The sequence below is a fragment of the Arthrobacter zhaoxinii genome (assembly GCF_025244925.1).
Lineage (GTDB): Bacteria > Actinomycetota > Actinomycetes > Actinomycetales > Micrococcaceae > Arthrobacter_B > Arthrobacter_B zhaoxinii.
Genome location: NZ_CP104275.1, coordinates 1,701,340 through 1,714,551, shown reverse-complemented (window position 1 = coordinate 1,714,551; position 13,212 = coordinate 1,701,340). Strand labels below are relative to the sequence as shown.

Sequence of the window (13,212 nt, the reverse complement as noted above, 5' to 3'; positions counted from 1 at the left end):
CCCGCCGCTTCGGGACGGGCCGGGAATGGTCCGGGCTACCCTGCGCGGACCACCCCGTCCTTCACTTCCCAGCGTCGGTCCAGGCGCACGTTCTCCAGCAGCCGGCGGTCGTGGGACACCAGCAGCAGTGCTCCTTCATAGCTTTCCAGTGCCTCTTCGAGCTGCTCAATGGCGGGCAGGTCCAGATGGTTGGTGGGCTCGTCCAGGACCAGCAGGTTCACCCCGCGGGCCTGAAGGAGAGCCAGTGAAGCGCGGGTACGCTCCCCCGGAGACAGCGCGTCGACCCGGCTGGACACCTGGTCCGCCTTGAGCCCGAACTTGGCCAGCAGGGTCCGCGCTTCCGCGGAGGAGAGTTCCGGGACGGCGGCTTCAAAGGCGTCCCCGAGCGGGAGATGCGCAGGGAGCTGGCCGCGGCCCTGGTCGATCTCCCCCACGGCCACGGAGGCGCCCAGGGAGGCGGTGCCGGAATCGGGCACCTCCCGTCCCAGCAGCAGCTGCAGCAGGGTGGATTTCCCGGCACCGTTGGGACCGGTAATGCCGATCCGCTCCCCCGCGTTGACCTGCACCGACACGGGGCCCAGGGTGAACCCGCCGCGGTTCAGCACGGCGTCGTTCAGGGTGGAGACCACCGAGCTGGAGCGGGGCGCGGATCCGATGCGCAGCTGCAGCTGCCATTCCTTGCGCGGTTCCTCCACCTCGTCCAGCCGGGCGATGCGGGATTCCATCTGCCGGACCTTCCGCGCCTGTTTTTCGGACGATTCGGTGCTGGCCTTGCGCCGGATCTTGTCATTGTCGGGGTTTTTCTTCATGGCGTTGCGCACGCCCTGCGAACTCCATTCCCGGGTGGTCCGGGCGCGGGAGACCAGATCTGCCTTCTTGTCGGCGAATTCGTCGTAGGCCTCGCGGGCGTGCCGGCGGGCGACGGCGCGTTCCTCCAGGTACGCCTCATAGCCGCCTTCATAGACCGCGGTGCTGTTCTGCGCCAGGTCCAGCTCGACAACCGTCGTCACGCACCGGGCCAGGAATTCGCGGTCATGGGAGACCAGGACGACGCCGCCGCGCAGGCCCCGGACAAACTGTTCCAGGCGTTCCAGCCCGTCCAGGTCGAGGTCATTGGTGGGTTCGTCAAGCAGGACAATGTCGAAGCGGCTCAGCAGCAGTGCGGCCAGCGCCACACGCGCCGCCTGCCCGCCCGAGAGCCCGGCCATTGGGGTGTCCAGGCCGAGCCCCAGGCCCAGATCCGCCAGGACCGCAGGTGCCCGGTCCTCCAGGTCGGCGGCGCCGGAGGCCAGCCACCGGTCCAGGGCGGCAGCGTAGGTATCGTCAGCACCCGGCAGTTCCGATCCCAGCGCTTCGGCCGCCGTCTCCATAGCCTCGGTGGCAGCTGCCGCCCCGGTGCGGCGGGCCAGGTAGCGGCCCACGGTTTCGCCGGCCAGCCGGACGTGTTCCTGCGGAAGCCAGCCTACGAAGGCATCAACAGGCGAGGTGCTGACCGTGCCGGCCTGCGGTTCGGCTGCCCCGGCCAGCAGCCGCAGCAGCGTCGATTTCCCGGCACCGTTGGCACCCACCACACCCACGACATCCCCCGGGGAGACGGTGAGGGAAAGATGCTCGAAAAGGGTGCGGTGCGCGTGGCCGCCGGAAAGGTCCCGGGCGACGAGGGTTGCAGTCATTCCTCCATTCTATTTTGTGTCCGCACCTGTTTTGCCCCGGTTCCGCAGCGGTAAGGTGGCATCTGACCCGCAGCAAAGGACGATCATGACCTCCATGCATCCATCCGGCCCCGGAAACCTTCGGCTGATCTTTCCGCAGTGGCAGGGAGCTGCCGGAGCAGGCGCGGTCGGGTCGCTGCCCGCGGGGCAGCCGCACCAGACCCAGCTCTCCTACCATCTCGGGCCGGCCCTGCTCGAGCTGCTTTCCCCCGAGCACGACGGTCCCACGGGTTACGTGACGGTAAGCACCGACACGTCGGATGAGGCCGTGGAGACGGTCAACGGTATTTATGCCCGCGCTGCGGTCCTGCGCCAGCTCCGGGACGGGCTGCGGGTGGTGTCCGAACACGCTCCGGCCTCGGTGGTCACTTTCGGCGGGGAATGCTCGGTGTCCGTGGCACCCTTCAGCTACCTTGCCTCGCGATACGGAGCGGATCTGGCGGTGCTGTGGGTGGACGCGCACCCTGACACCGGGATGCCGGGTGACAGTTACACCGGCTTCCGTTCGATGTCCCTGGCAACGCTGGCCGGAGAGGGCGACCCGGAGTTCCTCGCCGCCCTGCCCGCGGTGGTGCCGCCGTCGAACATCCTCCATGTCGGCCTGCAGGACTGGCAGGACCCCGGCATTGCCAACAAACAGCGGATGGGCATCGCCAGCGTGGGCATCACGGACACCCCGGAGGACACCCGGAAGATCCTGGACTGGCTGGCACTGACGGGCGCCGCCAAACTGGCTGTCCATGTTGACCTGGATGTGCTGGACCGGCGGGACTTCTCCGGGGCGACGGGCGGCGGCACCCGCGGTATGCGGGTGCCTGATCTGCTGCGGATCATCGATGCCCTGGGCGATGCCGGCGAGATAGTGGGCCTCTCCCTGGCCCAGCACGCGCCGCTGGAACTCCTTCGGCTGGGCGGACTGCTTCGGGAGCTTCCGGTCTAGGTCAGCGGAAGCCGCGGTAGCCGTTCCAGGCCTCCCGGCGGGCCCGGTGCGGATCCAGCATGACCCGGTCGGTGCTGTCGAAGATCTTGGTTGTCCGGGTTCCGGTGTTGTAGCCCGGCCAGAGTCCGGGACTTCCCGTACGGGCAAACCGCAGCAGGGCTCCGCGGAAGCGGTTGCCGACGGACACTGCGGTCCGCCTGCCGCCCGCCAGGGTCAGGAACCGGCCCACGCCGTCGTCGTAGTTGCCGAATACCGCGGGGACGTCCATGGCGTGGGTGGCGCCCATGCCGAGCAGGTTCGCCATCCGCGGGGCGTAGTCGAACCGGTAGGACCACGTGGGGGCGTGGGCGGAGTGCGCCTCCGCCACCTGGACGCTGGGCAGCCAGAAAACGGCGTCGCCGCCCACGTCCACGGCGGCGCGCCGGGCCGGATAGCCGGGGTAGGCCGCGAGGACCTGGTCCTTCAGCTCCGGTTCGGTGCGGGCAAACATGGTGTCGATCCGTTCCACGGTGGTGGGGAGGATGTCCTGCACCCGGTCGAACAGCGCACCCTCGCGGAACATATTGCCGATGACCAGCGGGATGCGGTGTGCCTTTCCCGCCCGGAAGGCATCGATGGGATGCAGCGGAAGGAACTCGCCGTCGACCACCGGCGCCACCGCCCGGGCGCCGGGCTCGGACTCCGGCGTGACCCTACGGGTGAGCCTGCCCACCGCTTCCACCAGGCGCTGTGCAGACAGCGTAGCCAGGGCGTCCGGTGCGTCCTGCTCCCGCACCCCCATCAGGCCCATCAGGGTGCCGGCCCACTTTTCCGGCAGCCCGGGGCCGTAGGCGGTGGCCGGTGCCGAGCTCTGGACGAAGGCCCGGTGGAAAAATCCCTCGGCGGAAGGAACGCACATCAGCGCGGTAATCGACATACCGCCGGCAGACTCGCCGAAAACCGTGACGTTGTCCGGGTCGCCGCCGAAGCCCGCAATGTTGCGCTGCACCCAGCGCAGGGCAGCGACCTGGTCCGCCAGTCCGACATTGACGTCAAAAGGCCGTCCCGGTGTCGAATACCTGCGGAAGTCCATCCAGCCGAGGGCACCCAGCCGGTAGTTCATGCAGACGTAGACCACGTCCCCGTGCTTCACCAGATTCCGGCCGTCGTAGGCCGGGGACGACGCCGCGCCGATGGTGAATGCTCCGCCGTAGAAGTACACCAGGACGGGGCGGGGCGGCGCGTTATGCAACGGGGCCGTGACATTGATGGTGAGGCAGTCCTCGTCCATGGGTGTCTTCCGGCCGGCACCCATGGACGGCAGGCCGCGTTCCTGCGGCGGGACCGGGCCGTAATGGGCGGCGTCCAGCGTCCCTTTCCAGGGCTGCACGGGCCGGGGCCTGCGCAGCCGCGCCTCCCCGGTCGGCGGCGCTGCGTACGGGATTCCCCGCCACGTCCGCACGCCGTCGGCAAGTGTCCCCCGCACCGTTCCCTCCGACGTCTGCACAGTGAGGTCCGGCGGTGCCGTAGTTGTTGCCACAGTGTTCCTTCCGAGGTTTAGGCGCCCTGCGCGATCATAAGCACGCCCCGGAGCCCGCCGCCATCCCTGCGGTGCTATTCGCCGCCGTCAGCTAAGCCCTCGGCGGACGCCGGGCGGAATCCCGGCAAAAAAAGGACAGCATGCTTATGGTGGAAGAACCGCTATCAACTGAAGGAGTGCAATATGTCCCGCATCGCCATTATCGGAGGCCACGGAAAAGTAGCCCTGCACCTGGCCCGCCGGCTCAGCGACAAGGGCCACAGCGTCACCTCGCTCTTCCGCAACCCGGACCACGCAGCCGAAGTTGAACAGACCGGCGCAGCGGCCGTGGTGGCCGACGTCGAAAACCTCTCCACGGAGCAGATCACGGAACTGCTCCGCGGCCAGGACGCCGTCGTCTGGAGCGCCGGTGCCGGCGGCGGTACTCCCGAACGCACCTTTGCCGTGGACCGCGACGCCGCGATCCGTTCCATGGACGCCGCGGAAGCAGCCGGAGCGGACCGCTATGTGATGGTTTCCTACTTCGGTGCCGGCAAGGACCACGGTGTTCCCGAAGACGACGGCTTCTTTGCCTACGCAGAGGCCAAGGCCGACGCCGACGAGCACCTGCGTGCCAGCCGCCTGAACTGGACCATTCTCGGCCCCAGCGCGCTGACCCTGGATCCCGGCACGGGCCGGATTGAAACCGGCGCCGGTGTGGAGGGCGGATCCGTTTCGCGTGAGGACGTTGCCCACGTGGCGGCCGAAGTCCTCGAACGCCCCGAAACCGCCGGAAAAACCATCGAGTTCAACAACGGCTCGACGCCGGTGGCCGAAGCCCTGGACTCGCTCGCCTAACCCGTCCACCAACAGCAACGGCAGCCGCACCTGCGGCTGCCGTTGTTATGTCCCCGGCGTTAACCCGTGATCTTGTACTTTTCGCGGTCCGCGGCGTCGAGGACCTGCTGCTCCTCCACGCCCATGGCGCTGCCGCCGCGGCTCCGCGGCATCCACCACGCACCGGGTTCGGGCGTCACGGGGTAGGTATCGATGCAGTAATCAATTCCCTCCTGCAGTTCCTCCTGCAGCCGGCGGGTCTCTGCGACGACGTCGGCATCCTTTTCGATGCGCATGATTTCACCGACGTGCACGCGCACCGGGTTTTTCCAGGCGGCCTTGATGCTCAGGCCGTGCCCGCGGGTCAGCATGCGGTGGCCGCCCCAGACGGATACCGGAATGATCGGGACGCCGGCCTCGGCGGCCATGCGCACGGCGCCGGTCTTCAGCTGCCGCACGGTGAAGCTGCGGCTGACGCCTGCCTCGGGCAGGACCGCCAGGTAATCGCCGCCGCGCAGCTTTTCCACGGACTCCTTGTAGGCTGCTGCCCCGTCGGCACGGTCCACCACAATGTGCTCACACCAGTCGCAGACGGCCTTGACGAACTTCTTTTTGGTGGCCTTCTTGGTGACGAGGAACCGCATGTGGACCTTCAGCTTCCGCCACATCAGCAGCTCGGCAAACGCGAAGTCCAGGTACCCGAAGTGCGTGATGGCCACTACTGCCCCCTTGCCGGGGACGACGGCGCGGTTCAGGCCGCGGATGTCTTCGTGGGCGGGAAGGTTCTCCAGGCCGGAGGGGATCACGGGAACCCTGAAGAGGCTGCGGGCAGTGAGGCCCGTAAATACGATGCCTCGATAGACGAACTTGTTGGGGTTACGCTTTGCGGGCAACGTCGGCTCCTGAGTAGGGGGATTTCGGGGCAGGCAAAGGAATTCTACCGCGGCGGCGGACGGCAGCAGACCCGCCGGTCCGCGTCCCGGGCAAATGGCCGGACACCGCGGTCCGGGGCACCGGAACAGGCGACGGCAAATGGTTTGACGGTTATCTTTTAGCCATGGTGATACGCGGGAGGTTCGCTGGCAAAGGGTCTCCCGGCAGGGGACGCACCGTACCGCCCGCGACGGCGGATCCTGCAGCCCTCCGCGACGCGGAACTGGGCGACGTCGACTGGTTCGCACTTCCGGACGGTGCGGTCCGTTCGCGGTTCCCGGCCCCCAGCGGGCCGCTGGCTGCCGTGAGCATGGGAGACCCGGGCGGGCCTGCGGTGGTCCTCGTGCCCGGAGCCATGGGGTCAAAGGAGGACTTCTCGTTGATGCTGCCGGAGCTTGCAGCTGCAGGGTATTTCGCCTTCACCTTCGATCTTGCCGGCCAGTACGAATCCGCCGACGCCGGCCCGGAGCACCTGTGCCCGCCGCGCCCCCGGTACGACTACGCCCTGTTCACGGGCGATCTCGCGGCAGTGCTGTCCGCCTACGGCCCGGCCCACGTGGTCGGCTATTCCTTTGCCGGCATCGTTGCCCAGCTGACACTGCTCCAGCGGCCGGACCTGTTCCGCAGCATCACCCTGCTCGGCTGCCCGCCCCGGGGCGGGCAGAGTTTCCGCGGGGTGAGCCGCATCGGCTGGGCTTCTCCCCTGGTCGGAGACAGGATCAGTGCCGACCTGATTGTCTGGGGTGTGCAGCGCAATTTCATCCATGCGTCCCCCGGGCGGATGGCGCTGGTTGCCCACCGGTTCACGCTGACCCGGAAGGATTCGATCCGGGACATGGTGGGACTGATGCGCCATGCCCCGGACCTGCGGACCCCGCTGGCCGCTGCCGGCGTGCCGAAGTTCGTGGCCGTCGGCGAGCATGATGTCTGGCCCTTGCGGCTGCACCGGGACTTTGCCGCCGATATCGGTGCGTCGTTTGCCGCCTACGGCAGCGGGCACAGCCCCAGCGAGGAATCGCCCTACCAGTTCACGCGCGACCTGCTGCGCCTTTTCGGTTCCGCCGCCTGAAGCCGCGGAGCCGGTCCCGCCTGCGCCGGCACGGCGGCTCCTGCTCGAAGTCGACCCTTAAGGTGGCGTAGGCCATGGCCAGCCGCCGGCCCAGCCCCCGCCACGTACCAAACGGCCGGGCCGAGACACCCACGCGCAGGTCCCGGTCCCAGCGGACCCGCATCCCGGGACGGAGCTGGTAACAGAGGTCGAGGTCATCATGCACCCGGGGATTACCCCGGTGCACCCGGCCCCGCAAGCGGTTCCACATGCTGCGGTGCAGGCCGAAGTTGGAGCCGAAGAGGGGCGGATGTCCCAGCAGCAGGGTCATGGACCAGCGGTAGCCGCCGATGTAGAGGGTTTGGGCTATCCACCGGATCACCGGGCCGGAACCGTAGAACTCCCCCGGTCCGGTCACCGCGGTGTCTTCCCCCGCGGCGAGGAGGTCCGCCTCCAGCCGTGCCAGCCAGTGCGGCGGCGGCACCGAATCAGCGTCCAGCCGAGCCAGCCATTCCCCGCGCGCCTCATCAAAGCCGCGGAAGGTCGCGGAGGCAACCCCCACCTCCGGCTCGTAGATCCTGCGGACTCCCGCCGCCCGGCAGACATCCGGCGTCGCGTCGGTGCTGGCGTTGTCCACCACCAGCACCTCGTCCGGCGGCCGGGTCTGCCGGGCCACCGCCCGCAGGCAGGCGGCAAGCATGGCGGCGTCGTTATGGGAGGGGATCACCACTGTGATGGTCGACATCGCGTCCTGGCTGCCGGTTGTGCTGCCTGCCCTCCGATTCTGCCACCGCGTCCCTTCTCCGGCCATGGCACGGGCAGCGGGGACCGGCCGGACCAGCGAAGCGGGCAACGGTGCATCCCGGACCGTCCTTCGTCCAGCCCGCCGTCACGCGGCTTAACCCGCAGACATGCTGGGCCACATTCCTTGGCGGCGGGAAACCGGCCCAACTAGCGTTGCATAGCCGCGGCATCCTGCCGCGGAATCCTCTTTTCCCCTAGGAGCAGTTTCCATGCTTATTTCAGGCCTGCTGGTCGGGCTGGCGCTCGGGTTCGTTATGCAGCGCGGCAGATTCTGCGTCACCGGCGCCTTCCGGGACGTCTGGGTCACGCGCAATACCCGATGGCTCACCGCCTTCCTCGTGGTGGTGGCCGTGCAGAGCGTCGGCGTTTTCGCGCTGGACGCCGCAGGCATCATCACCCTGCAGGCCGAGGCATTTCCCTGGCTGGCCACCATCGTGGGCGGCTTCATCTTCGGTTTCGCCATCGTGCTGGCCGGCGGATGCGCCACCGGAACCTACTACCGCGCCGGCGAAGGCCTGGTCGGCAGCTGGCTCGCACTGATCTCCTACGCCCTGTTCGCCGCGGTCATGAAGACCGGTCCCCTGGCCGGCTTCAACACGGCCATGCGGTCCGTCACCGTGGAGCAGAGCAACTTCTACTCCGTCCTGGGAATCTCACCGTGGCTGCTGGTGGCGGTGCTCGTGGCGGCCGTGGCGCTGGCCGTCCGGCATCACCTGGCCAAGCCCAAATTCACAATGGCGGCCCTGCCGGCATCGAAGACCGGGTTGGCGCACCTTCTGTTTGAAAAGCCGTGGAACGCCTTCGCCACCGCCGTCGTCATCGGCCTTATCGCCACGGCTGCGTGGCCGCTGAGCTGGGCCACCGGCCGTGAGGACGGCCTGGGCATCACCACCCCGTCCTCCAAGCTGGTCAGCTACCTGGTGACCGGTGATGCGGAACTGGTGGACTGGGGCGTGTACCTGGTCATCGGCATCCTGCTCGGCTCCTTCATTGCAGCCAAGGGCAGCGGCGAATTCCGGGTCCGGGTGCCCGACGCCGCCACGGCAGTAAAGAGCCTCGGCGGCGGTGCCCTGATGGGCATCGGCGCAGCGCTGGCCGGCGGCTGCACCATCGGCAACGCAATGGTGCAGACTGCCCAGTTCACCTTCCAGGGCTGGACCGCGCTGATCTTCATGATCCTCGGCACCGGCGTCGCCGCGAAGCTCACCATCATGAACCGCCGGCCGGCGCCTGCCTCCGCACGCGTCCCCGCCGGCGTCTAATCCCCTCCAAGCTAGAAAAGGAAACACACCATGGCACAGGTCACCCTGGAAACCAACGGATCCGTCTGCCCCTTCCCCCTCGTGGAGGCCAAGCAGGCCATGACAACGCTGACGAACGGCGACGAACTCGTCATCCACTTTGACTGCACCCAGGCCACGGATGCGATTCCGCGCTGGGCAGCCGAGAGCGGCTACCCGGTCACGGATTTCTCCAAGCGCGGCCCGGCCGAGTGGTCGATCACGGTGCAGAAGGCCTAATCCTTCCGGCGGGCCCGGCTGGGCTGGACCCGGGGCGGCTCCCCCGGCATCTTCGGATAGTCCGGCGGGAAGGGCAGCTCGCCCAGCCCGTTGGCGAGGTCCCGCTCCCACCAGCCCAGCAGGACGTCGATGGACCCCGGCCGGGCGGCCATGTCCGCCCAGGGATCCCCTATAGTCCGCAGGCGCTCCGGAACCGTCTGCATGGTGAAGTCTGCAGGATGCACCCGCTCCAGCTCCTCCCACGCGACGGGGCAGGAGACGGGTGCGTTCGGGAGTGCCCGGGGGCTGTAGGCGCCGGCCATGGTGCGGTCACGGTTGGCCTGGTTGAAGTCCACGAACACGCGTTCGCCGCGTTCTTCCTTCCACCAGGCCGTGGTCACCTTGTCCGGCATCCGGCGCTCCACCTCCCGGGCCGCGGCGATGACGGCGTGCCGGACGTCCAGGAATTCATAGTCCGACCGGATCGGGGCGAACAGGTGGATGCCGCGGTTGCCCGAGGTCTTGATGAACGCCTCCAATCCGGCCTCGGCCAGGATGGACCGCAGTTCCTGGGCCGGCCGGACGGCGTCGTCGAAGTCCGTGCCCGGCTGGGGATCCAGGTCAATGCGCAGCTGGTCCGGGTTGTCCGTGTTGTCCGCCCGCGAGGGCCAGGGATGGAACACCACCGTGTTCATCTGCGCGGCCCACACCGCGGCGGCCGGCTCGTCCAGCACCACCTGCGGGTGCGACCGGGCGCTGGGGTACGTGACGGTGACCGAGCGCATCCAGTCCGGCATGCCGCGCGGCGGGTTCTTGGAGAAAAAGACTTCCCCGCCGATGCCCTCCGGGAACCGCTCCAGCGAGACGGGCCGCCCGCCGTTGGCCCGGATGAAAGCATCACCGACTTCCGCGAAATAACGGGCCAGATCCAGTTTGGTGATGCCGGGATCAGGCCAGATGACCCGGCCGGGGCTGGAGATGCGGACCTGCCGATCCCCTTCCGGGCCGGGGACGGTCAGGGTGGTTTCCTCGCGTGCCATGGTGCTGCTTTCCCTTGACGGAGCCGTGTGGGAAAGAGGTTACCGTGTCAGCCGGCCGGAACACCCGGGGGCTTACTCCACCGGTGTGCCGGGGCGGTAGTTCTTCCGGCCGTGCACAAAGTAGTAGAGCACGGTGGACGCCAGCAGGACGGCGGCGAGCACCCAGTACATTCCGTGGAAGCCCGTGAACGGCAGGAGCGCACCCAGCAGCAGCGGGCCGAGGCCCACGCCCGCGTCCATCAGGATGAAGAAGGTGGAGGTGGCCAGGCCGATCCTGGCAGCCGGCGCCATGCTCACGGCAATCGCCTGGGCACACGGCATCAGGGCACCGAAACCGAAGCCCACGAAGATTCCGGCCGCCGCCATCACCATGTCATTCGGGGCGTAGGCCAGGAGGGCCAGGCCGACGGCAAAGGACACCAGGGTCGGGTAGACCACGGCGTTGTCGCCGTGCCGGTCCTGGATGCGTCCTACGAAGAGCCGCGAGACCAGCACAACGCCGGCGTAGACCACAAAGAAGAGGCTGGCGCCGAGCGCCAGGCCTTCGCTCTGCGCGTAGGAGTTGAGGAAGGACAGGATGCCTGCGTACGCCGCACCGGCAATGAACATCACCGAGGCGATGGCAAGTGCGGACGGATCGATGATGTCCGTCAGGTGCATCCGCCACTTGTTCTTCTGTTCCTCGGGGCCGGGTATGCGTTCAGGCAGCCGCAGCACCAGGGAGAGCGCCAGGGCGACGGCGGCACAGCCGGCGGCGAACAGGAACAGGGCGCGGTAGCTGACGGAGTTCACCAGGAACACGGCCAGGAAGGGGCCGATTGCCGTGGCCAGGGTGGTGGAGATACCGAAATAGCCGGTTCCCTCACCGCGCCGGTGTACGGGAATGAGCCCCATGACCGAGGCGGAGATACTCGTACTCGCCGCACCGAAGGCCATGCCGTGCAGTATCCGCACGGCCAGCAGCAGAGCCAGGTTCGAGGCCGGAATGTAGAGCAGCGAAGCGGCCACGAAGACCGCGAGGCTGATCACCAGCAGGCGTCGGCGTCCTACGAAGTCCAGGAACTTACCCGCAAACACGCGCGCCGCGAGGGCGCCGAGGACGAAGGACCCGGAGGCGAATCCGGCCGCGCCGTCCGAGGCGGCGAACTCCTGCACCGCGTAAAGCGCCATGGTGGTCATCAACAGATAAAACACCAGTGAAATAAAGAGATTGGTGATGATCGCCAGCACAAATCCCCTGGTCCATAATTTCGAACCGCTGCCAGCCACTGCTCACTCCTGTTTGTCGACATCTGCCGCCCCATATTGAAAGGCTGCCTAACAATTCTACGCGCAGCCGGACGCGGCTAGGGCGCGCAAAGCAGCGCCGCTTTTCGTGATCCCGGGCACATTCCTTTTCGTGATGATGCTGCTGGGGTGCATGGGAACCCAGGCGCCACTTCCGTAACCGCGCCTGTTTTTTCGGCCCCGAACAGCGGAGGGGAAGCCCCCGGAGTGCTGTTCCCTGGTGCCCCTGTTACCCACGGGATTACAGGGATTTCACCTGCACATTGTCCGAAGTTGGGATGGGCCGGCGAACCTTGTTAAAATCGAGTTGAATGTTGTGCGAAGTGGCAGGTGACGGGCAAATCGAGTAGCATACCGCGCCCCCGATCACACGCCCAAGAGAAGCAGATCACATAATGGTTATCCAACCGTAACTATCCAGTACGGTTATACCCATGCCGCTTTCTGATGCGGCTCCCCCGGGCTTGTTACCTAGCTCTGCCGCTGGTCCCGGGGTCCACAGATCGCACAACCACGGCAGAGGCGGGGGAACCATTTACGGGTTCCTTGAATCCTTGGGGTTAAGCCGACCGGTTTCCACCGGCGGCCGGGTGTCTCCCATCCGAATCCGACAGCTCACCTCGCAGGTATCGGGAGAGGTTATTACATGACTTTCAACAAGACTCGTGGACGCCACCGCGCCGAGAACATCGACGCCCGCACCACCATCGCACAGGCCGTTGCAGGCCGCGGCCGCACCATCGGAAGCACCGCTGCTGTAGTAGTGGCCGGTTCCGGCCTCATGCTCGGCATGGCTGCTCCGGCCTCCGCCGGTGTTGTCGCCAACGACAACTACACCCCTGCACAGGCTGTTGCTCCGGTTGCCCCGGCCGCTCCCGTTGCTGCCGCTCCGGCCGCTGCCCCCGCAGCTGCTGCCGCCACCCACACCGTGGTCTCCGGTGACACCCTGGGCCAGATCTCCGCCGCTTACGGCGTCGGCCTGGACACCCTGCTGTCCCTGAACGGCCTGTCCCTGGCCTCAGTGATCTACCCCGGTGATGTCATCACCGTTGCCGGCGAGGCCGCTCCGGCGATTGCCGCTGCACCCGCTGCGTCCTACGCACCGGTTGCCGCACCGGCCGCCGCAGCCGCACCGGCTGAGGCCGCCAACCTCGGCGTCGTCACCACGCAGGGAACGTCATTCTCCGCTCCCGCTGCCTCCGGCACCAACGCCATCATGCTGGCTTCGGCTCAGTCGCAGCTGGGCGCAGCCCAGGACTGCACCGTGCTGGTTGAGGTTGCCCTGCGCGCCGCAGGCCACAACGTGGGAGACCTCGGTCCCGCACAGCTGGCCGCCTACGGCACCCAGGTCTCCACCCCGGAGCCCGGTGACATGGTCTTCTACGCCGACGGCGGCATGGGCCTGGCCCACATTGCCATCTACGTAGGCAACGGCGAAGCCATCCACAGCGGCTGGAACGGCAACCAGACGGTTGTCCAGTCCGTCAACGTCGGCTCCGGCCCCGTGTTCTACCGCGCATAAGGCTTCCTAGCCCCAACGTGCAAAGATGAGCGCCCGCCCCCGTTAGGGGCCGGGCGCTCATTGCGTTAACGGGCAGGCCCTGCACCGGCAGA

Annotated in this window: 12 protein-coding genes and 1 riboswitch; of the genes, 6 read left to right on the top strand and 6 right to left on the bottom strand. The window is 67.6% G+C overall.

Annotation, left to right across the window (positions count from 1 at the left end):
* Positions 1–35: 35 nt before the first annotated feature.
* On the bottom strand, positions 36–1,673 hold the full coding sequence (abc-f, locus tag N2K95_RS08030) for a ribosomal protection-like ABC-F family protein (RefSeq protein WP_260653658.1): 1,638 nt from the start codon (positions 1,671–1,673) through the stop codon (positions 36–38).
* Between the two features lie 85 nt (positions 1,674–1,758).
* On the opposite strand from abc-f, the gene N2K95_RS08025 reads away from it, so the two are divergent.
* Positions 1,759–2,652 (top strand): arginase family protein, encoded by an 894-nt coding sequence (locus N2K95_RS08025; protein ID WP_260653657.1) that lies wholly within the window; start codon positions 1,759–1,761, stop codon positions 2,650–2,652.
* A gap of 1 nt (position 2,653) precedes the next feature.
* Here N2K95_RS08025 and N2K95_RS08020 read toward each other — a convergent pair whose 3' ends face one another.
* A complete protein-coding gene (locus N2K95_RS08020) occupies positions 2,654–4,171 on the bottom strand; it encodes a carboxylesterase/lipase family protein (RefSeq protein ID WP_260653656.1) in 1,518 nt (505 codons plus the stop codon).
* A 183-nt stretch (positions 4,172–4,354) separates the two neighbouring features.
* Here N2K95_RS08020 and N2K95_RS08015 point away from each other — a divergent pair, with 183 nt between their 5' ends.
* Positions 4,355–5,008, top strand: coding sequence for an SDR family oxidoreductase (locus N2K95_RS08015; protein WP_260653655.1), 654 nt, complete (start codon positions 4,355–4,357; stop codon positions 5,006–5,008).
* Between the two features lie 59 nt (positions 5,009–5,067).
* Here the strand turns inward: N2K95_RS08015 and N2K95_RS08010 are convergent, their stop codons facing one another.
* A complete protein-coding gene (locus N2K95_RS08010; RefSeq protein WP_260653654.1) occupies positions 5,068–5,880 on the bottom strand; it encodes a lysophospholipid acyltransferase family protein in 813 nt (270 codons plus the stop codon).
* 164 nt (positions 5,881–6,044) lie between these two features.
* Here N2K95_RS08010 and N2K95_RS08005 point away from each other — a divergent pair, with 164 nt between their 5' ends.
* A complete protein-coding gene (locus N2K95_RS08005) occupies positions 6,045–6,989 on the top strand; it encodes an alpha/beta fold hydrolase (RefSeq protein WP_260653653.1) in 945 nt (314 codons plus the stop codon).
* On the opposite strand, the gene N2K95_RS08000 is transcribed toward N2K95_RS08005, so the two are convergent.
* On the bottom strand, positions 6,949–7,713 hold the full coding sequence (locus N2K95_RS08000; protein WP_260653651.1) for a glycosyltransferase family A protein: 765 nt from the start codon (positions 7,711–7,713) through the stop codon (positions 6,949–6,951). The two genes, N2K95_RS08005 and N2K95_RS08000, sit on opposite strands and share 41 nt — an antisense overlap.
* 268 nt (positions 7,714–7,981) lie before the next feature.
* On the opposite strand from N2K95_RS08000, the gene N2K95_RS07995 reads away from it, so the two are divergent.
* Together N2K95_RS07995 and N2K95_RS07990 are read left to right on the top strand one after the other, a co-directional pair.
* Positions 7,982–9,034 (top strand): YeeE/YedE family protein, encoded by a 1,053-nt coding sequence (locus tag N2K95_RS07995; protein WP_260653649.1) that lies wholly within the window; start codon positions 7,982–7,984, stop codon positions 9,032–9,034.
* A 30-nt stretch (positions 9,035–9,064) separates the two neighbouring features.
* Entirely contained in the window at positions 9,065–9,292 is a 228-nt protein-coding gene (locus tag N2K95_RS07990; protein ID WP_255792216.1) for a sulfurtransferase TusA family protein, read from the top strand.
* Here N2K95_RS07990 and ligD read toward each other — a convergent pair.
* Together ligD and N2K95_RS07980 are read right to left on the bottom strand one after the other, a co-directional pair.
* Complete coding sequence (gene ligD / locus N2K95_RS07985) at positions 9,289–10,311, bottom strand: non-homologous end-joining DNA ligase (protein WP_260653648.1); 1,023 nt, start codon at positions 10,309–10,311, stop codon at positions 9,289–9,291. The genes N2K95_RS07990 and ligD overlap by 4 nt on opposite strands.
* Before the next feature lie 72 nt (positions 10,312–10,383).
* Positions 10,384–11,580, bottom strand: coding sequence for an MFS transporter (locus N2K95_RS07980; protein WP_260653647.1), 1,197 nt, complete (start codon positions 11,578–11,580; stop codon positions 10,384–10,386).
* Between the two features lie 512 nt (positions 11,581–12,092).
* Positions 12,093–12,241: riboswitch (cyclic di-AMP (ydaO/yuaA leader) on the top strand.
* Positions 12,242–12,244: 3 nt separating this feature from the next.
* On the opposite strand from N2K95_RS07980, the gene N2K95_RS07975 reads away from it, so the two are divergent.
* The gene (locus tag N2K95_RS07975) at positions 12,245–13,120 is read left to right on the top strand and encodes a LysM peptidoglycan-binding domain-containing protein (RefSeq protein ID WP_260653645.1); all 876 of its coding nucleotides are present in this window, start codon (positions 12,245–12,247) and stop codon (positions 13,118–13,120) included.
* Positions 13,121–13,212 lie beyond the last annotated feature (92 nt).

Coding starts and splice junctions, on each gene's coding strand:
- abc-f (WP_260653658.1), bottom strand. CDS start 1,673: ATGACTGCAACCCTCGTCGCCCGGGACCTTTCCGGCGGCCACGCGCAC.
- N2K95_RS08025 (WP_260653657.1), top strand. CDS start 1,759: ATGACCTCCATGCATCCATCCGGCCCCGGAAACCTTCGGCTGATCTTT.
- N2K95_RS08015 (WP_260653655.1), top strand. CDS start 4,355: ATGTCCCGCATCGCCATTATCGGAGGCCACGGAAAAGTAGCCCTGCAC.
- N2K95_RS08005 (WP_260653653.1), top strand. CDS start 6,045: ATGGTGATACGCGGGAGGTTCGCTGGCAAAGGGTCTCCCGGCAGGGGA.
- N2K95_RS08000 (WP_260653651.1), bottom strand. CDS start 7,713: ATGTCGACCATCACAGTGGTGATCCCCTCCCATAACGACGCCGCCATG.
- N2K95_RS07995 (WP_260653649.1), top strand. CDS start 7,982: ATGCTTATTTCAGGCCTGCTGGTCGGGCTGGCGCTCGGGTTCGTTATG.
- N2K95_RS07990 (WP_255792216.1), top strand. CDS start 9,065: ATGGCACAGGTCACCCTGGAAACCAACGGATCCGTCTGCCCCTTCCCC.
- ligD (WP_260653648.1), bottom strand. CDS start 10,311: ATGGCACGCGAGGAAACCACCCTGACCGTCCCCGGCCCGGAAGGGGAT.
- N2K95_RS07975 (WP_260653645.1), top strand. CDS start 12,245: ATGACTTTCAACAAGACTCGTGGACGCCACCGCGCCGAGAACATCGAC.